The 18,187-nt window shown below is 73.3% G+C and carries 15 protein-coding genes; 13 read left to right on the top strand and 2 right to left on the bottom strand.

Going from position 1 to position 18,187, the window contains the following annotated elements; genetic code table 11:
• Positions 1 to 81 precede the first annotated feature (81 nt).
• The 4 genes from L1785_RS11220 (at position 82) to L1785_RS11205 (ending at position 4,421) form a co-directional block, all read left to right on the top strand.
• Positions 82 to 1,149: an alpha/beta hydrolase gene (locus L1785_RS11220; RefSeq protein ID WP_236089352.1), complete on the top strand. Its 1,068-nt coding sequence runs from the start codon at positions 82 to 84 to the stop codon at positions 1,147 to 1,149.
• A 101-nt stretch (positions 1,150 to 1,250) separates the two neighbouring features.
• Positions 1,251 to 2,267, top strand: a complete 1,017-nt coding sequence (hrcA, locus tag L1785_RS11215; protein ID WP_236089351.1) for a heat-inducible transcriptional repressor HrcA — start codon at positions 1,251 to 1,253, stop codon at positions 2,265 to 2,267.
• A gap of 242 nt (positions 2,268 to 2,509) precedes the next feature.
• Positions 2,510 to 3,631 (top strand): molecular chaperone DnaJ, encoded by a 1,122-nt coding sequence (gene dnaJ / locus L1785_RS11210; protein WP_236089350.1) that lies wholly within the window; start codon positions 2,510 to 2,512, stop codon positions 3,629 to 3,631.
• A 1-nt stretch (position 3,632) separates the two neighbouring features.
• A complete protein-coding gene (locus L1785_RS11205) occupies positions 3,633 to 4,421 on the top strand; it encodes a 16S rRNA (uracil(1498)-N(3))-methyltransferase (RefSeq protein WP_236089349.1) in 789 nt (262 codons plus the stop codon).
• A 100-nt stretch (positions 4,422 to 4,521) separates the two neighbouring features.
• On the opposite strand, the gene L1785_RS11200 is transcribed toward L1785_RS11205, so the two are convergent.
• A complete protein-coding gene (locus L1785_RS11200; RefSeq protein ID WP_236089348.1) occupies positions 4,522 to 5,292 on the bottom strand; it encodes an OmpA family protein in 771 nt (256 codons plus the stop codon).
• Positions 5,289 to 6,620 (bottom strand): helix-hairpin-helix domain-containing protein, encoded by a 1,332-nt coding sequence (locus L1785_RS11195; protein WP_236089347.1) that lies wholly within the window; start codon positions 6,618 to 6,620, stop codon positions 5,289 to 5,291. The genes L1785_RS11200 and L1785_RS11195 overlap by 4 nt, the downstream gene beginning before the upstream one ends.
• 196 nt (positions 6,621 to 6,816) lie before the next feature.
• Here L1785_RS11195 and L1785_RS11190 point away from each other — a divergent pair, with 196 nt between their 5' ends.
• From L1785_RS11190 to leuA, 9 genes are all read left to right on the top strand, one after another.
• Positions 6,817 to 7,161: a histidine triad nucleotide-binding protein gene (locus L1785_RS11190; protein WP_236089346.1), complete on the top strand. Its 345-nt coding sequence runs from the start codon at positions 6,817 to 6,819 to the stop codon at positions 7,159 to 7,161.
• Between the two features lie 97 nt (positions 7,162 to 7,258).
• Positions 7,259 to 8,326: a PhoH family protein gene (locus L1785_RS11185; protein ID WP_236089345.1), complete on the top strand. Its 1,068-nt coding sequence runs from the start codon at positions 7,259 to 7,261 to the stop codon at positions 8,324 to 8,326.
• Positions 8,327 to 8,336: 10 nt separating this feature from the next.
• Positions 8,337 to 8,789 carry an rRNA maturation RNase YbeY gene (ybeY, locus tag L1785_RS11180; protein WP_236089344.1) on the top strand — a complete coding sequence of 151 codons (453 nt, stop codon included), beginning with the start codon at positions 8,337 to 8,339 and terminating at the stop codon, positions 8,787 to 8,789.
• Positions 8,786 to 10,141, top strand: a complete 1,356-nt coding sequence (locus L1785_RS11175) for a hemolysin family protein (RefSeq protein ID WP_236089343.1) — start codon at positions 8,786 to 8,788, stop codon at positions 10,139 to 10,141. Before ybeY ends, L1785_RS11175 begins: the two co-directional genes overlap by 4 nt.
• The gene (gene era, locus L1785_RS11170) at positions 10,138 to 11,121 is read left to right on the top strand and encodes a GTPase Era (RefSeq protein WP_236089342.1); all 984 of its coding nucleotides are present in this window, start codon (positions 10,138 to 10,140) and stop codon (positions 11,119 to 11,121) included. Before L1785_RS11175 ends, era begins: the two co-directional genes overlap by 4 nt.
• A 145-nt stretch (positions 11,122 to 11,266) precedes the next feature.
• Positions 11,267 to 12,805 carry an alpha/beta hydrolase family protein gene (locus tag L1785_RS11165; protein WP_236089341.1) on the top strand — a complete coding sequence of 513 codons (1,539 nt, stop codon included), beginning with the start codon at positions 11,267 to 11,269 and terminating at the stop codon, positions 12,803 to 12,805.
• Positions 12,806 to 12,949: 144 nt separating this feature from the next.
• Positions 12,950 to 14,887, top strand: a complete 1,938-nt coding sequence (locus L1785_RS11160; RefSeq protein ID WP_236089340.1) for a DUF7937 domain-containing protein — start codon at positions 12,950 to 12,952, stop codon at positions 14,885 to 14,887.
• Between the two features lie 29 nt (positions 14,888 to 14,916).
• Positions 14,917 to 16,134, top strand: a complete 1,218-nt coding sequence (locus L1785_RS11155; protein WP_236089339.1) for a pyridoxal phosphate-dependent aminotransferase — start codon at positions 14,917 to 14,919, stop codon at positions 16,132 to 16,134.
• Between the two features lie 189 nt (positions 16,135 to 16,323).
• Positions 16,324 to 18,135 carry a 2-isopropylmalate synthase gene (leuA, locus tag L1785_RS11150; RefSeq protein ID WP_372461857.1) on the top strand — a complete coding sequence of 604 codons (1,812 nt, stop codon included), beginning with the start codon at positions 16,324 to 16,326 and terminating at the stop codon, positions 18,133 to 18,135.
• Positions 18,136 to 18,187 lie beyond the last annotated feature (52 nt).

Genomic DNA, 18,187 nt, shown 5'->3' with positions numbered 1-18,187 from the left:
CGTGGCCGACGTCGGACGCTGGCCGCGCGGTAGTGTCGACCGGACGGGGCTGGGATCCCGGTCGCGGCAGGAGGTGGGGGCGTGAACGAGCGGACCGAACGCGCGGCCGGGGTGGTGGTGCGCGCCGTCGGACGCCTGCCCGATCCGGTCCTGCGGGTGCTCGCCGGGCGGCCGCACGTCGTGGACGGGCAGCGCCTGTACCCCGAGGTGCAGGTCGCGCTCCGCCTGCGCCGGGTCGTCCGCGCCGGCGAGGAGGAGGACGTCGCGCGTGCGCGGGCGCGCGTCGCGCGCGAGGCACGGTTGCTCGGCGACCGCCCGCAGGTCGGGCGCGTCGAGGACGTGACCGTCCCCGGGACGCGCGGGCCGGTCCGCGCCCGCCTCTACCAGGGGGACCCGGACGTGCCTCCGGACGGCGTGGTCGTCTACTTCCACGGCGGCGGCTGGGTGCTGGGCGACCTGGAGACCGCCGACCCGATCTGCCGGGCGATCGCCCGGCACACGAAGCTCCTGGTGCTCTCCGTCGACTACGGCCTCGCGCCCGAGCATCCGTTCCCCGAGGGGCTCACCGACTGCGTGGACGCGTTCCGCTGGGCGCGCGGCGCCGAGCTGTGGCGCCCCGGCGTGCGCCTGCCGGTGGCCGTCGCGGGCGACAGCTCCGGCGCGAACCTCGCCGCGGTCGTCAGCAACCTCACGCGGGACGACGACGGCGGCGGGCCCGCCTTCCAGCTCCTGATGTACCCCGCGACCGACCTGACGCGGGCGTACCCGTCGGAGAAGCTGTTCGACGGGTACGCGCTGGCCGCCGCGCGGCTCGGCTGGTACCGCCTCCGGTACATCCCCGACGCCACGCTCATGGCGGACCCGCGCGTCTCGCCGCTCCTGACCGACGACCTGTCCGGCGTGGCCCCCGCGCACGTCGCCGTCGCGGGGTTCGACGTGCTGCGCGACGAAGGCCTGCGGTACGCAGAGCGGCTGCGCGAGTCGGGCGTGCCGGTCTCCGTCCAGGTCGTCACCGGCCACGTGCACGCGTGGGCCAACGCGACCGCCGCGAGCCGGCACAGCATCGAGGCGCTCGCGGAGGCGGTCCGCCCGTTGGTGGCGGCGCTGCGACGCGCGGCGGACGTTCGGGGTGTCGGTGACGACGCGTAGAATTGGCACTCAGGCAGCGAGAGTGCTGGGGCGGGTGAGGGACCGTTGACGGACGGATCCGGCTCTCGGTGCCCTGACGACGTCGGACGGAGGTGGACACCGTGAGCGAGGAGCGCAGGCTGGACGTCCTGCGGGCCATCGTGGAGGACTATGTCCACACCCGCGAGCCCGTCGGCTCGCGCATGCTCACCGAGCGCCACCGGCTCGGCGTGTCGCCCGCGACGGTCCGCAACGACATGGCCGCCCTCGAGGAGGCCGGCTACATCGCACAGCCGCACACGTCCGCGGGCCGCATCCCCACGGACAAGGGCTATCGCCTGTTCGTCGACCGGCTCGCCGAGGTCAAGCCGCTGACGGCGCCGCAGAAGCGAGCCATCGAGACGTTCCTGTCCGACTCGGTCGACCTGGACGACGTGATGACCCGCGCCGGCCGGCTCATCGCGCAGCTCACGGGCCAGGTCGCGGTGGTGCAGTACCCGTCGCTGCGGCGCTCGGGCCTGCGGCACCTGGAGCTCGTGCCGACGGGGGAGAACCGCCTCCTCGTCGTCGTCATCACCGACACCGGTCGCGTGGAGCAGCGGTTCCTCGAGGTGGCCGCCGGCCTCGACGACGGCACCCTCGGCGAGCTGCGCGCGCGGCTCAACGCGGCCGCCGCCGGCAAGCGCCTCGGCCAGCTCGACGCCGCGTTCGAGCGCGTCGCGGACGCGGTGCCGGCCGAGCACCGGCCGCTCGCGGTCGCCGTGGCGGAGCTCGTGACCGAGACCCTCGGGCAGGAGAGCGAGGAGCGCATCGTGCTCGCGGGGCAGGCGAACCTCGCCCGGGCGGGCATGCGGTTCGAGCAGGGACTGAGCCCCGTCCTCGAGGCGCTGGAGGAGCAGGTCGTGCTCCTCGGGCTGCTCACCGAGATGGCGGTCGAGGCCGGCGTCTCGGTCCGGATCGGCCACGAGAACCGGCTCGAGGGCCTGACGGAGGCGTCCGTCGTCACCACGGGCTACGGGACCGACGGCGACACCGTCGCGCTCCTCGGCTCGATCGGCCCCACCCGCATGGACTACCCGGGCACCATCGCCGCAGTGCGCGCGGTCGCGCGCTATCTCTCGCGGGTGCTGCCCACCTGACACCCGACACCTCATCCGAACCCAGCGCGGGGGGGGGCCCGGGCCCCCCGCCCGCGCCCCCCCCCCGGGGCGCGCCGGCGCGCCCCCCCCCCCCACCCCCAACCCCCGCGGGGGGGGCCCCGGGCCCCCCCCGCCCGCGACCGCCGTCGGGCGACGACGGGCGCGCCCGACAGGGGCCGCCCCGACCGCCCGCCGGACCTGACCATCCGACCTGCCGACCGACCGTCAGCGAAGAGAGACCTGTGACCGACTACTACGAGATCCTCGGCGTCCCGCGCGACGCCACGCCCGAGCAGATCAAGAAGGCCTACCGGAAGCTCGCGCGCGAGCTGCACCCGGACGTGGCCGGCGAGACGGGCGAGGAAGGGTTCAAGGACGTGGCCCGCGCCTACGAGGTGCTGTCGAACCCTGACAAGCGACAGCAGTACGACATGGGCGTCGACCCGACCGCCCCGGGCGGCGGCGCCGGCGGAGGGTTCGGCAACGGCTTCGGCTTCCAGGACATCTTCGAGACGTTCTTCGGTGGTGGGCAGCCGTCCGGCCCGGTGCCGCGCGCCCGCCGCGGCAACGACGCGCTGGTGCGCCTCGACATCGACCTCGTCGAGGCGACGTTCGGCACGAAGCGCGAGCTGCAGGTCGACACCGCCGTCGTGTGCACGACGTGCGGTGGCGACGGTGCGCGCCCCGGTACCTCGGCCCACACCTGCGAGGTGTGCCACGGTCGCGGGTCGGTGCAGCGCGTCGCCCGCTCGTTCCTCGGGCAGGTCATGACGACCGCGCCGTGCGCCGCCTGTGGCGGCTTCGGCACCGTGATCCCTGAGCCGTGCGCCGACTGCTCCGGCGAGGGCCGCGTCCGCGCCCGCCGGACTGTCTCGGTCAACGTCCCTGCGGGCGTCGACACCGGCACGCGCATCAAGCTCACCGCCCAGGGCGAGGTCGGACCGGGCGGTGGCCCCGCCGGCGACCTGTACGTCGAGATCCGCGAGCGCGCCCACGACACGTTCGTGCGCCGCGGCGACGACCTGCACTGCACTCTCCAGGTCCCGATGACGGCCGCGGCGCTCGGCACGGTGCTCGAGCTCGACACGCTCGACGGCGCGCAGGAGATCGACCTGCGTCCGGGCACGCAGCCGGGTCAGATCCTGACCCTCAAGGGCCTGGGCGTGGGGCACCTGCACGCCGGCGGGCGCGGAGACCTCAACGTGCACATCGAGGTCCTGGTGCCGACCGCGCTGTCCGACGAGCAGGAGGCGATCCTGCGCGAGCTGGCCCGCCTGCGCGGCGAGGAGCGGCCGGAGCCGCGGCTGTCCGCGGCGCACCCCGGCGTGTTCTCGCGTCTGCGCGACAAGCTCTCCGGGCGGTGACGTGAGCGCACCGGTCTTCCTCGCCGAGCGTTCGACGACCTCCCCGCTGGCGGGCGTCGTGGCGGGCGCGGTCTACCTGCTCGACGGCGCCGAGGGGCGGCACGCGGGCGTGGTCCAGCGGCGCGGCCCGGGCGAGCGCATCGACGTCGTCGACGGCGCCGGGGTGCGCCTCGAGACCGTCGTCGAGTCGGTGTCGGGCGCCGAGGTGCACCTGCGCGTGGAGCGCGTGGTCACCGAGCCCGAGCCGCCGGTGCTGCTGACGCTCGTGCAGGCCCTCGCGAAGGGCGACCGGGACGAGATGGCGATCGAGGCCGCGACCGAGGTCGGGGTCGACGTGGTGGTGCCGTGGCAGGCCGAGCGGTCCGTCGTGGTGTGGCGCGGGGAACGGGCCGCCAAGTCGCAGGCTCGCTGGGTGAGCACCGTACGGGCCGCGACGAAGCAGGCGCGGCGCGCGCGGATGCCCGTCGTGGAGGCAGCGCTGACGACGAAGGCGCTCGTCACGCGTACGACGGCGGTCGTGGAGGCGGGCGGCACCGTCGTCGTGCTGCACGAGGACGCGACGACGCCGCTCGCCTCGGTGCCGCTGCCGGTCCCGACCGAGGGCGGTCCCGCGCGGGAGCTGCTGGTCGTGGTCGGGCCGGAGGGCGGGATCGGCGAGGGCGAGCTCGCGGCCCTCACGGGGGCCGGGGCGGTCGCGGCACGGCTCGGGCCGCACGTGCTGCGGACCTCGACCGCCGGGCCGATCGCGATCGCGCTGCTGAGCGAGCGACTGGGCCGCTGGGCTCTCTGAGCCACGGAGAACGACATGGTGGCCCCAACCCGGGCGGGTTGGGGCCACCATGTCGTTCTCGCGCCGCGGCGACCCGCGGCCGCTACAGCTACTGCTACTGCTACTGCTGCACGATGAAGTCCACGCGGCGGTTGGTCGCCTGGTTCTCCGGCGTCGTGTCGGGCACGGTGGGTCGCGTCTCGCCGAAGCCCTGGGCGGCCAGCCGGTCGGCCGTCACGCCGAGCTCCACGAGCGTGCTCAGCACCGCCTGCGCGCGCGCCTGGCTCAGCACCAGGTTCGCCTCCTCGGTGCCGACGGAGTCCGTGTGACCCTCGATCGTGACCTTGACCTGCGGGTTGGCGAGGAGCACCGCGGCGGCCTGCTGGACCGTCGCGCGCCCCTCGGGCGTCAGGTCGGCGCTGTTCGTCACGAACGTGATCGTCGGGATCGCGACGAGCTGCTCCTGGACCTGCTCCTCGGTGGCCGCGGTCGGGCTGGGGCTGGGCGTGGGCGTGGGCGTCGGCGTGGCGCTCGGCGACGGGCTCGGCGCGGCGCTCTTCGTGGTGGACGCGCTCGGCGACGGCCCAACGGCCGGCCGGACCACGACCTCACCGCCGGTCGCCGTCGCGACCCGCACGCCGCGCACCGCCTCGACGACCTCCGCCGCACGCTCCGCGTCGCGCTCCGACGACGCCACGAGCGTCGCGTCGCGCCCGGCGAACGACACCTCGACGTCGTCCAGGCCGGCATCAGCCAGCGCGACCTGCGACGCCGCGGTGAGCGAGTCCTCGACCATGCCGGCGCGGAAGTACGTGTCCTGCAGGCCGGTGAGCGCGCCGAGGCCCACCACCGTGACCACGATCGGCGCGATCACCCGGCGCCGACGGCTCATGCCTGCACCCCGGGCTCGGGCACCTCGGTCTCGGCGGCAGCCTCGGCGTCGTCCTGCGCAAGGGCGGAAGCCTTGGCGGCCTGGCCCTCGATCTCGTCGACGTCGGCGTAGTCCACCTTCGCGTCGAACTTCCGGGCGCGGTCCTGCCCGCCGACCAGGTAGTCCTGGTACTCCTCCAGGCCCAGCTCGTCGCCGTCGACCAGGTACTGGGCCTGGTCGGACCACGAGGCCGCAGCGGGGGCGAACGTGATGCCGGACTCCTGCAGGGCCTCGCGCAGCTCCGCCTCCGTGGCCGCGGCCACCCTCGCGTAGGTCGTGATGCCCGCCGCCTTGAGCGCGGACTCGATCTTGGGGCCGATCCCCTCGAGCCGCTGCAGGTCCTGCGGCTCCGGCTCGGGCTCGGGGGCGGCCGCGAGGGCGGCGGCCTCGGCGTCGTCCTGGGCGATCGCGGCGGCCTTGGCGGCCTGGCCCTCGATCTCGTCGACGTCGGCGTAGTCCACCTTCGCGTCGAACTTCCGGGCGCGGTCCTGGCCCGCGACGAGGTAGTCCTGGTACTCCTCGAGGCCCTTCTCGTCGCTGCTCACGAGGTACTCGGCCTGGGCCGACCACGAGCTCGCCGCCGGAGCGAACCTGATGCCCGACGCCCTCAGCGCGGTGCGCAGCTCCGCCTCCGTGGCGGCGGCCACCTTCGCGTAGGTCGTGATGCCCGCCGCCTTGAGCGCGGCCTCGATCTTGGGGCCGATGCCCTCGATGCGCTGGAGGTCCTGCGGCTCCTCGACGACGGCGGCCGCTTCCTCGGGCCGGGCGGTCGCGTCCGCGTCAGCGTCCGCCGCGGCCGCCGCGGCGGCGTCCTCGGGACCCGCCCCCGGCGCGTCGGCGTCCTCCGCGTCCCCGGCCTCCGCCGTGCCCTCCGCCGCCGCGCGGGCGACAGCCTCGGCCTCGGCGACGACCTCGGCCGCCACGGCCTCGTCGAGCTCCGGGTCGTCCGGCGTGCCGCCGGTCGCCTTCTTGACGGGCTTCTGCACGCGCTTGGCCGGCTTCTCGGGCGCGACGGCCGCGACGGGCGCGCCGGCGGCGTCGGCCACCTCGACCGCCTCTACCTCGGCCGCGACGACCTCCACCGCCTCCGGCGCGACGGCGACGGCCACGGCCTCCTCGGCGGGCTCCTCGGCCTGGGCCGGCTCCTCGGTCGTGGCCGCCTCCACCTCCGCCGCCGGGGACTCGGTGGAGCGTTCGGTGCGGCGTGCCCAGATCAGCCAGCCGACGAGCAGGCCGAGCAGGAAGGCGACGACGATGAATGCGAGGGATTGGCCGATGAACCAGGCCACGCGGACCTCCAGCAGGTGCGGTGATGTGTGACGGCGGACACGACGACGCGACGTGTGCAGACAATGTCGCACAGCATGGGCGCGGGTCGAATGCGGCAGAGCATCCCACAAGGACCGAACTCCGGCACATCGGACATGTTACGGTCCGGTGACGGAGGCAGGGGCGAGGCCGTGCGGACCCCGGTAGCCTTCCCGCATGACGACGACCGACCCCGACTGCCTGTTCTGCAAGATCGTCGCGGGCGAGGTCCCGGCCGAGCTCGTGGGGGAGTCGGCGACGGCGATCGCGTTCCGCGACATCGCGCCGAAGGCACCGGTGCACGCGCTGGTCGTGACGCGCGAGCACCACCCGGACGTGTCCGCCCTCGCGGCGTCCGACCCGGCCCTGCTCGCCGACCTCGTGTCTCTCGCCGACGAGGTGGCCTCGGACCTCTCCGACGGCCAGTACCGCATGATCTTCAACTGCGGACCCAAGGCGGGGCAGACGGTGTTCCACGTGCACGCGCACGTCCTGTCCGGCACGCACCTCGCCGGGTTCTGAACCACGGGTGAATAGGCGTGAGCGGACCGGGCGCGGTCGATAAGATGGACAGCATCACGACCGCCCCCCGAAGGAGTGCATCGGCGCCAGCCGGCTCATGACAACGACACCCACCACACACTCAGCCGGACGCCCCGCGTCCGCGGCCCGTGTCGAGCACCGCATCGTGGTGCCGTCGCACGTCCCGATGGTTGGCCTCCTGGGGAGCCGGGACTCGGTGCTCCGGGCGATCGAGCAGGGCTTTCCGCAGGTCGACGTCCATGCCCGCGGCAACGAGATCTCAGTGACGGGCCCCGCCGGTGACGTGGTGCTGGTGTCCCGCCTGCTCGACGAGCTCGTCGAGGTGGTCGAGGCCGGCACGCAGCTCACGCCGGAGGTCGTGACGCGATCGATCTCGATGCTCACCGACGCCACGGCGAAGCGGCCGGCCGAGGTCCTCACCTTCAACATCCTGTCGAGCCGCGGCCGCACGATCCGGCCCAAGACGGTGGGGCAGAAGAACTACGTGGACGCGATCGACGCGAACACCATCACGTTCGGGATCGGGCCCGCCGGCACCGGCAAGACGTACCTCGCGATGGCGAAGGCCGTGCAGGCGCTGCAGGCCAAGCAGGTCAACCGGATCATCCTGACGCGCCCCGCCGTGGAGGCGGGCGAGCGCCTCGGCTTCCTGCCGGGCAGCCTCAGCGAGAAGATCGACCCGTACCTGCGCCCGCTGTACGACGCGCTGCACGACATGGTGGACCCGGAGCAGGTCCCCAAGCTGATCGAGGCGGGAACCATCGAGGTCGCCCCGCTGGCCTACATGCGCGGGCGGTCGCTCAACGACGCGTTCATCATCCTCGACGAGGCGCAGAACACCTCGACCGAGCAGATGAAGATGTTCCTGACGCGTCTCGGCTTCGGCTCGAGGATGGTCATCACGGGCGACTCGACGCAGGTGGACCTGCCGGGCGGGGTGACCTCCGGCCTCAAGGTCGTCGAGGACATCCTGATCGGCGTCGACGACGTGGAGTTCTGCCGGCTGGGCTCCGCGGACGTGGTGCGGCACCGGCTGGTCAGCGACATCATCGACGCCTACGCCCGCTGGGACATCGTGGTGAGCGGCCAGCGGCCGGGCCGCCAGCCGCAGGACCGCCGCACGCCGCAGCGCGGCGGGCGGTGAAGGCCCCAGCATGAGCATCGAGGTCAACAACGAGTCGGGCTTCGAGGTCGACGAGGCCGAGTTCGCCGCGCTGGCGCGCTACGTGCTGGATGCCATGCGGGTGCACCCGCAGTCGGAGCTGTCGATCCTGTTCGTCGACACCACCGTGATGTCCGAGCTGCACGTCCAGTGGATGGACGAGCCGGGCCCCACGGACGTCCTCTCCTTCCCGATGGACGAGCTGCGCCCGGGCCGCGAGGGCGAGCTGTCGCCGCCCGGCACGCTCGGCGACGTCGTGCTGTGCCCCGACGTCGCGGTGGAGCAGGCCAAGGTCGCCGGGCACTCGACGGTCGAGGAGATGCTGCTCCTGACCACCCACGGGATCCTGCACCTTCTCGGCTACGACCACGCCGAGCCCGAGGAGGAGAAGGAGATGTTCGCCCTTCAGCGCAAGCTGCTCCTCACCTTCCTCGCGACGCGATGACCGGCGTCTCCCTCGCCCTGGCCGTCACGGCGGTCGTGGGCCTGGCCCTCGCGGGCGTGCTCTCGGCCGGCGAGGCCGCGGTGCTGCGCGTCACCCGCATGTCTCTCGCCGACGCCCTCGTGGAGGCGGAGCAGGCGCTGGACCAGGGGCGTGCCGCCCGCGTCCGGCAGGCCCAGGCGCTCGCCGTCGAGCCGACGGAGACCGTGGCGTCCTTCGCGCTGGTGCGTGTCACCGCCGAGGTGGTCGCCATCGCGGCGGCGACACTGCTCGTGGCGCAGGCGGTCGCGCAGGAGTGGTCGGTCATGCTGATCGCGCTCGTGGCCGGCGTCGTGATCGGCGTGGTCTTCGTGCGCGTCTCCCCGCGTGCGCTGGGCTTCCGGCATCCCGTGCAGGTGCTGCTCGCCCTGGTCGGGCCGCTGACGGTCACGTCTCGCGCGGTGGCCTGGTTCACGCGCCTGTCGGTGGCCCGGGCGGACCCGGGTCCGCTCACCGACGCCGAGCTGCGCGACATCGCGGAACGGGTGGGCGAGAGCGAGGCGTTCGAGGAGGAGGACCGCGAGCTGATCCGGTCCGTCATCGAGCTGGGCGGCACGATCACCCGCGAGGTCATGGTGCCGCGCACCGACATGGTGACGGTCACGGCGGACACGCCGTTGGTGAAGGTGCTGCGCCTGTTCCTGAGGTCGGGGTTCTCGCGCGTGCCGGTCGTGGGCGTGTCGGTGGACGACGTCGTCGGCGTCGCCTACCTGAAGGACGTCGTGGCCGCGCTGCACGACCCCGGGGCGGGCGACGCCGCCGCGACGCGCCCGGCGGGCGAGATCGCGCGCGCCGCGGCCTTCGTGCCGGAGTCGAAGCCGGTCGACGACCTGCTGCGCCAGATGCAGGCGGACGCTTCGCACATCGCGCTCGTCGTCGACGAGTACGGCGGCGTCGCGGGCCTGGTAACCATCGAGGACCTGCTGGAGGAGCTCGTCGGCGAGCTCACCGACGAGCACGACCGGGTTCCCGTGCCGGAGGTCGAGGAGCTCGGCGGCGGGCTGTTCCGGGTGCCCGCCCGGCTCCCCGTCTACGACCTGGGCCAGCTCTTCGACAGGCACCTCGACGACGACGACGTCGACACCGTCGCGGGCCTGCTCGCCAAGACGATCGGCAAGGTGCCGCTGCCCGGCTCGGCGGCCGAGGTCGGCGGCCTGCACCTCGAGGGGGAGCGCGTCGAAGGGCGCCGCAAGCAGCTCGCCACGATCCTGGTGCACAGGGTCGCCCCGGCCCACCCAGAGGACGACTCCGAGGGCGATCAGCCCGACCGGTCCGCGCTCGCGGACCGCACGAACGAGAAGGAACACCACGCGTGAGCGACGATCTGCACCCAGGCCGGGCGACCGGCGTCGGGCAAGGCCTGCACCGGTCCGGCTTCGCCTGCCTCGTGGGCCGCCCGAACGCCGGGAAGTCCACGCTGACGAACGCCCTGGTCGGCCAGAAGGTGGCGATCACCTCCGGCCGGCCGCAGACGACGCGGCACACGATCCGCGGGATCGTCCACCGGCCGGACGCCCAGCTCATCCTGGTCGACACCCCGGGCCTGCACCGGCCGCGCACCCTGCTGGGCGAGCGGCTCAACGAGCTGGTGCGCGACACGCTCTCCGAAGTGGACATCATTGCGTTCTGCCTGCCTGCCGACCAGAAGGTCGGCCCGGGCGACCGCTACATCGCGGCGCAGCTCGCCCAGCTGATGAGCGGCCGCCGGGCCGTGCCCGTCGTCGCCGTCGTGACGAAGGCCGACCTGGTCGAGCGGGGTGCCCTCCTGGAGCACCTGCTCTCCGTCCAGGAGCTGGCGCACGCGGTCGACCGGGAGTGGGCGGACATCGTGCCCGTCTCGGCCCAGGACGGCTACCAGGTGGACGAGCTGCAGGACGTCCTCGTGTCGCACCTGCCCGAGGGGCCGGAGCTGTACCCCGGCGGCGAGCTGACCGACGAGCCGGAGGCGGTGATGGTCGCCGAGCTCGTCCGTGAGGCCGCACTCGAAGGCGTGCGCGACGAGCTCCCGCACTCCCTCGCGGTCGTGGTGGAGGAGATCGTCGAGCGGGAGGGTTCGGGGGACCCGGCCAAGGGCCGTCCGCCGCTGCTGGACGTGCGCGTGAACCTCTTCGTGGAGCGCGAGTCGCAGAAGGCGATCGTGATCGGCCGTGGCGGCTCCCGGCTGCGGGCCGTCGGGTCGGAGGCGCGCCGGGGGATCGAGGCGCTCCTCGGCTCGCGCGTCTACCTCGACCTGCACGTCAAGGTCGCCAAGGACTGGCAGCGCGACCCCAAACAGCTGCGCAGGTTGGGCTTCTAGGACTGGCAGCGCGACCCCAAACAGCTGCGCAGGTTGGGCTTCTAGGACTGGCAGCGCGACACGAACCGCGCAGACAGCTGCGCCGCCTGGGCTTCTGAGCGCGTCTCACCAGGGCAGTGTCGGACCCGGCAGGTAGCATCCGAACGTGATCTTCCGGACGGCTGCCACCAGTGCCGCGCTCGCGGTCGTGCTCGCGGTCGTGGGCGCGGTCGCGGGCCCGCAGTGGGAGCCGGAGCCGGTCACCGACCACCTGCGACCCGTCACGAGCAGCACCCGGATCGGGGGCGTGACAGGCGCGACGGTGCACGCCGTCGGATCGTTCGAGGTGCGTGAGACCGAGATGACCGTCGCGCTGGACGGGACCGAGGTCGGCGCGATCCTCCGCGAGCCCGTGGACGGCCCCGACGAGGCCCCGGGCATGGTGTTCATCCATGGCGCGGGCACCGGCAAGGCGACCGTGGCGTTCACGGCGGCCGCGACCGAGCTGGCGAGCGCGGGTGTGGTCACCCTCGTGCCCGACAAGCGCCTCGACACCTACTCCACCCGGCACCGGGACTACGTCGCCATGGCCGGGGACTACCTGCACTCGGTCGACCTCCTGCGGGGCGTGCCCGGTGTCGATCCTGACCTGGTCGGGGTGTACTCCGAGTCGGAGGGCGCCTGGATCTCGCCGATCATGATGGTCGAGGACAGGCGGCTCGCGTTCCAGGTGCTCGTCTCGGCGCCGGTCGTCCCGCCGCGCCAGCAGGCCGCGTTCGCGGTGGACAACTACCTGCGCAACACCGACGTGCCGGCGGGGGTGTTCCGCGCCATCCCGCGCGCCGTCGGTATGACCTTCCCGGGTGGCGGCTTCGAGTACGCCGACTTCGACGTGCGGCCGTGGCTCGAGCGTCAGGAGGCCCCGATCCTCATGACCTACGGCACGGGCGACGCGTCGATGCCGCTCGTGCAGGCCACCCATCAGGTTCTCGCTGACACGGCGGGCAGTGACGGCGCTCCCGTGACCGTCCGCTTCTACGAGGGCGCGAACCACGGCATGCACGTGAACGGCGAGCTCGTCCCGGACTTCCCGCGAGATGTCGCCACGTGGATCCAGGGCCTGCCGGGCACGGCGGGCGCGCTGCCCCAGGTGGCGGGCGCCACGCCCAACCAGCTCTACCTGGCGGCGCCCGTGCCGCAGCCGCAGTGGTATGGCAACGGGGACATCGTCCTCGGCGTCGTGGTCGGCGCGGTGGGGCTGCTGGTCCTGGCGCTCGTCGTCCTCGCCGGGGTCGCGGTCCGCTCCACCGCGGTCCGACGCCGGACGGGTCACCCGGGTGCGATCCTCGCCCCGGGCCTGCGCGGGCCTCTCACGGTGACCGGAGCGGGAGCCGTGCTGACGACCGTCGCGCTGGGCGCCTACCTGGTCGCGGTGGCGCGCCTCGCCATGGACTACGAGAAGGACGCGGTCGTGGTGCAGGGCGGGTGGATCGGGGTCCGCCTCCTCGGGCTCGTCACCGTCGTCGGCGCCGCGCTCGTGCTGAACCGGGCGCGGGAGCTGCACGGGCGGGTCGCCGCCAGGCCGCCGGAGGGGGGCCGCGTGGCCGCCGTCGTGGCGGCGTTCGGGTTCTGGGCGGTGTGCGTGGCGAGCACGGCGTTGCTGGTCACGCTCGCCTACTGGGGCGTCTACCAGCTGGGGATCTGACCGCTCGGCTGTGTGGACCTTTCGTGTGTGTGACGTTCCTCCGGGGTGTCCGGCCTGACACACCGGGAGGAAGCAGGTAGAAACGACTTCGTACGTACTGCGCCGCCCCTCTTCCCGACCTGCGGCGCCTTCGAGGAGTGACGGATGACGGAACAACCTGCCGACGGATCGGCCCACGAGGCCATCCCGGCGAACCCGATCGAGCAGACGCCCGCGACCGGCCGTGACGGCGGCCCGTTCGCGAACGTCCGGGTGGGCGACTACCTGCGGGACGCGATCGCCGTGATCGCCCTGCTCACGTCGCTCGCGCTGCCGTGGGACCTGGTCCACCGCGGCTCCGACCGGGTCGAGGTGGTCCTCCTGACGGTCGCCTCCCTGGTCTCGCTCGCGCTGCCGTACCTCGCCCGCATGGGCGCGCTGCCCGCCACGTGGACCGTGCACGCAACCCGGCGCGCCCGGGTCGCGGCCAACGCGCCGTACGTGCTCCTCGCGCTCGTCTACCTCGTGATCGACCTCGCCAGCGGGGCCGACGGCGGCGAGTTCGGCGGGGTGGGCACCGGCCTCGGGCTCGGCCTCGCCGGCGCGGCCCTGGCTGCCGCACCTCGCGAGAGCGAGCTCGGCCCGTCCGAGCAGGACTCCGTGGTCGCCCGGCGGTGGCGCACGGTCCTCGTCGGCGGCGGCGGGCTGCTCGCGGCGGGAGCGGTCGTCGCGTTCGTCGTACTGCTCGTGACCGGACCCGGTGTCCCGCTCGTCATGGTGGCCGTGCTCTCGCTCCTCCTCGTGCTCGGCCTCGACTGGTTCCTCGTCGCCGGCGCCGTGCGCGGCGACGAGGCGTCGCGGCTCGTGCTCGTGGCGGCGGGCATCGTCGTCGCCACAGTCTTCGTCCTGACGTCGGGCACGACCGCCGGCGTGGAGTCGCTGCACGGGGCCAGGTTCGGGTTCGTCCTGCTCCCGGCGCTCGCGGCCGTCGCGGCGAGCCCCGCCGCCCGCCGCGGACTCCAGGCGCAGGTCACCGGCAGTCCGGACCGTGGGGTCGACGTGTGGGTCCGCGTCGCCGTCCGGGCGCTCGGCGTCGTGGTGCTCCTCGCCGGCTACGTGGCGCTCGGCGCCGTCGCCGGCCTGCTCGCCCCGCGGTTCGATGTGACGCTCGTACTGCGGCTCGTGCTCGGCGTGCTGGTGGCCGCCCTGGCCGTCCTCGCCCGGCGTTCCCTCGTCCGCGACGCGAGCACCGGGCACGTCCCCGCGGTCGGGGCGGTGTGCGCCATCGGCGTGCTCGGCCTCGTGATCGTCGTGGCGACGTCCGAGTCCGGAGCGGGGGTCGACGTCGTCGACCTGCTTCTGGCGTTCGGCCTGCCCGGCACGGTCGCGTACGCGCTCATGGTGCCGCAGGCCGTGCGCGAGCACTTCTCGACCGACGGCATCGGGGGCGACCCGGACGCAGACCGCACACGCGCGTACGTGTGGGAACCGCCCGTGGCCAAGGCCGCGCCCGCGCCGGTGTCGCTCCCCGCGGCGCCCGTCCGTAGCGCGCCGCCCGAGGCGCGCCGCCCGCCCGAGCCGCGACGCGTCACGTCGAGCGGCGTCATCCGGCCGGCGGGTGCGCCCGCCCGGGACGTGGCGCCCGCCCAGCCGGCCGCGCCCGCCCAGCCGGCCGCGCCCGCCCAGCCGGTCGCCCCCGCCCAGCCGGTCGCCCCCGCCCAGCCGGTCGCCCCCGCCCAGCCGGCCGCGCCCGCCCAGGCCGCGCCTGCCCAGGCCGCCGCCCCCGCCCGGGAGGCCGCGCCCCAGGCGGGGTATGACACGCAGGTAACCCGGCCGGCGTCGGGCAGCCAGGCCGTTCAGGACACGCAGGTGATCTCCGGCGAGACCGCCGTGATGCCACCCGTGGCGGCCGCGCCGCGCTGGACGGCCGCGCGGGCGCTCGACCCCGCGACGCCGCTCGCGGACCTGGCCCTGATCGTCCAGGAGGCGCCCCACCTGCGCCCGCAGGTCGCCGCCAACCCGTCCACGTACCCGGCGCTCCTGGACTGGCTGGGCGCGCTCGGCGACCCGGCGGTCGACGCCGCGCTGCGAAGCCGGCGGTAGGCAGCCGGCGAGGGTGGCAGAATCCACCCGTGCGTCACATCGGCCAGTCCCGCAAGCTCCAGCACGTCCGTTACGACGTGCGCGGCCCCATCCTCGTCGAGGCCGAGCGCCTCGAGGCGGAGGGGCACCGGATCCTCAAGCTGAACATCGGCAACCCGGCGCCGTTCGGCTTCGAGGCACCCGACTCGATCCTGCAGGACATCATCCACCACCTGCCCGACGCCCAGGGGTACAGCGACTCCCGCGGCATCTACACCGCGCGGACCGCCGTCGCCCAGTACTACCAGGGCCGGGGCCTGGCCGACGTGACGGTGGACGACGTGTTCATCGGCAACGGCGTGTCCGAGATGATCACGATGGTGCTGCAGGCGCTCGTCGACGACGGCGACGAGGTGCTCGTCCCCGCGCCGGACTACCCCCTGTGGACCGGCGCGGTGTCGCTCACCGGCGGCACGCCCGTGCACTACCTGTGCGACGAGGCGAACGGCTGGGCGCCCGACCTGGCGGACCTGGAGTCGCGCATCACGGCGCGCACGAAGGCGCTCGTGGTGATCAACCCGAACAACCCCACCGGCGCGGTGTACTCCGCCGAGACGGTGCAGGCCCTCGTCGAGATCGCCCGGAAGCACGACCTGGTGCTCCTGTCGGACGAGATCTACGAGAAGATCCTGTTCGACGGGGCCGTGCACCACCACACCGCCACCTTCGCCGGCGACGACGTGCTGTGCCTGACGTTCTCCGGCCTGTCAAAGTCGTACCGCGTGGCCGGGTTCCGGTCCGGCTGGGTGGTGCTCACCGGGCCGCGGCACCTTGCGAAGGACTTCCTCGAGGGCCTGACGCTGCTGTCGAACATGCGGATGTGCGCCAACGTGCCCGCGCAGCATGCCATCCAGACCGCGCTCGGCGGGCACCAGTCCATCGAGGACCTGGTGCTGCCCGGCGGGCGGCTGCGCGAGCAGCGGGACCTGGCCGTGCGGCTGCTCGACGAGATCCCGGGCGTCTCCACGGTGGTGCCCCAGGGAGCGCTCTACTGCTTCCCTCGGCTCGACCCCGCCGTCTACCCGGTGGACGACGACGAGAAGCTCGTGCTCGAGCTGCTGCGCGAGAAGAAGATCCTCGTGACGCACGGGACGGGGTTCAACTGGGTGCGGCCGGACCACTTCAGGCTCGTCATGCTCCCCGCAGTGGAGCAGCTGGAGGAGGCGATCGGCCGCATCGCCGAGTTCCTGGAGACCAAGCGCGTCTGAGTGGTGGTCGCCGCGCCGGAATGTGGACAGTGAACCCCGCGACCGGCGCCCGGGGTACAGTGACGATGTGCACCTGGCGATGAGCCTCCTCCTTCGCTGCCGCGGCGAGGCCTGACAAGGCCGGTCCCTCGCCGCGGTGGACTTGTCGTGCCGGCCGACCCCAGGTCCACCGCAAACGAAGGACGCACGATGGAGAACAGCACCGCCCCGGTCACCGGGAGCCCCGTCTTCGGCACTGCCGCCGGGATCATCGAGGACAACCCGCAGCGCCCGTCCGGGATGCCGGTACACAAGTACCGCCCGTTCCACGAGCAGATCGAGCTCTCGCTGCCGGACCGCACGTGGCCGGACCGTCGCATCACGGAGGCGCCGCGCTGGTGCGCGGTCGACCTGAGGGACGGCAACCAGGCCCTCATCGAGCCGATGAACCCCGAGCGCAAGCTCCGCATGTTCGAGCTGCTCGTCCAGATGGGCTACAAGGAGATCGAGGTCGGCTTCCCGTCGGCGTCCCAGACGGACTTCGACTTCGTCCGGATGCTGATCGAGGAGGACCGCATCCCGGACGACGTGGTGATCCAGGTGCTCACCCAGGCGCGCGCGCACCTCATCGAGCGCACCTATGAGTCGATCCGGGGCGCGAAGCAGGCGATCGTCCACCTGTACAACTCCACGTCGGTGCTGCAGCGCGAGGTCGTGTTCCGCACGGACATGGACGGCGTGATCGACATCGCGCTCGACGGCGCCAGGCTGTGCCGCAAGCTCGAGGAGACCATCCCGGACACCCGGGTGTACTACGAGTACTCGCCGGAGTCGTACACCGGGACCGAGCTGGAGTTCGCGGCACGCATCTGCAACGCGGTGATCGAGGTCTTCGAGCCGACGCCGGACCGCAAGGTGATCATCAACCTGCCCGCCACGGTCGAGATGGCGACGCCCAACGTGTACGCCGACTCGATCGAGTGGATGTCGCGAAACCTGGACCACCGCGAGAACGTCATCCTGTCGCTGCACCCGCACAACGACCGCGGGACCGCCGTCGCCGCGGCCGAGCTGGGCTACCAGGCCGGCGCCGACCGCATCGAGGGTTGCCTGTTCGGCAACGGCGAGCGCACCGGCAACGTCGACCTGGTGACGCTGGGCATGAACCTCTTCTCCCAGGGGGTCGACCCGCAGATCGACTTCTCCGACATCGACGGGATCCGTCGCACCGTCGAGTACTGCAACCAGATCCCGGTCCACGAGCGGCACCCCTACGTGGGCGACCTCGTGTTCACTGCCTTCTCCGGCTCGCACCAGGACGCCATCAAGAAGGGCTTCGAGTTCATGGAGGGCCAGGCGGTGGCGGCCGGCGTCGGCGTCGACGACCTCGTGTGGGGCGTGCCGTACCTGCCGATCGACCCCAAGGACGTGGGCCGCTCGTACGAGGCCGTCATCCGGGTCAACTCCCAGTCCGGCAAGGGTGGCGTGTCCTACCTGCTGAAGGCCGAGCACGCCCTCGACCTGCCCCGCCGCCTCCAGATCGAGTTCTCGCGGGCCGTGCAGGAAGTGACGGACACCGAGGGGGCCGAGGTCACGGGCGGCGACATCTGGCGCATCTTCACCGACGAGTACCTGCCGGTCGAGGGGGACACGAACCCCGGGCTGGAGCCGTGGGGCCGTCTCAAGCTGCGCGGCACCCGGGTCTCCTCCGTCGAGGGTGGGCCGGCCACGCTGGAGATCGACGTGCTCGACCGCGGGTCCGAGCTGACCCTGACGGGCTCGGGCAACGGCCCGATCGACGCCTTCCTGGACGCGATCTCGCAGGTGGGCATCCAGGTCCGCGTGCTCGACTACGCCGAGCACGCGCTGTCCGAGGGCGGAGACGCCAACGCGGCGGCGTACGTCGAGTGCGCCGTGGGCGACGACGTCCTGTGGGGTGTGGGCATCGACCCGTCCATCACGACAGCGTCGCTCAAGGCGATCGTTTCGGCGGTGAACCGGGCGGAGCGCGCCTCCGCCTGACCGGGATCGCGCGTCGCTGGTCGCTGGTTGCGCACATGACTTCGGCACCTTG

Origin of the sequence: Antribacter soli, from assembly GCF_021568775.1 — a bacterium.
Lineage (GTDB): Bacteria > Actinomycetota > Actinomycetes > Actinomycetales > Cellulomonadaceae > Antribacter > Antribacter soli.
This window is presented reverse-complemented; position numbering and strand designations above follow the sequence as displayed.

Coding starts and splice junctions, on each gene's coding strand:
- L1785_RS11200 (WP_236089348.1), bottom strand. CDS start 5,292: ATGAGCCGTCGGCGCCGGGTGATCGCGCCGATCGTGGTCACGGTGGTG.
- L1785_RS11190 (WP_236089346.1), top strand. CDS start 6,817: ATGACGACGACCGACCCCGACTGCCTGTTCTGCAAGATCGTCGCGGGC.
- L1785_RS11185 (WP_236089345.1), top strand. CDS start 7,259: ATGACAACGACACCCACCACACACTCAGCCGGACGCCCCGCGTCCGCG.
- ybeY (WP_236089344.1), top strand. CDS start 8,337: ATGAGCATCGAGGTCAACAACGAGTCGGGCTTCGAGGTCGACGAGGCC.
- L1785_RS11175 (WP_236089343.1), top strand. CDS start 8,786: ATGACCGGCGTCTCCCTCGCCCTGGCCGTCACGGCGGTCGTGGGCCTG.
- L1785_RS11160 (WP_236089340.1), top strand. CDS start 12,950: ATGACGGAACAACCTGCCGACGGATCGGCCCACGAGGCCATCCCGGCG.
- leuA (WP_372461857.1), top strand. CDS start 16,324: ATGGAGAACAGCACCGCCCCGGTCACCGGGAGCCCCGTCTTCGGCACT.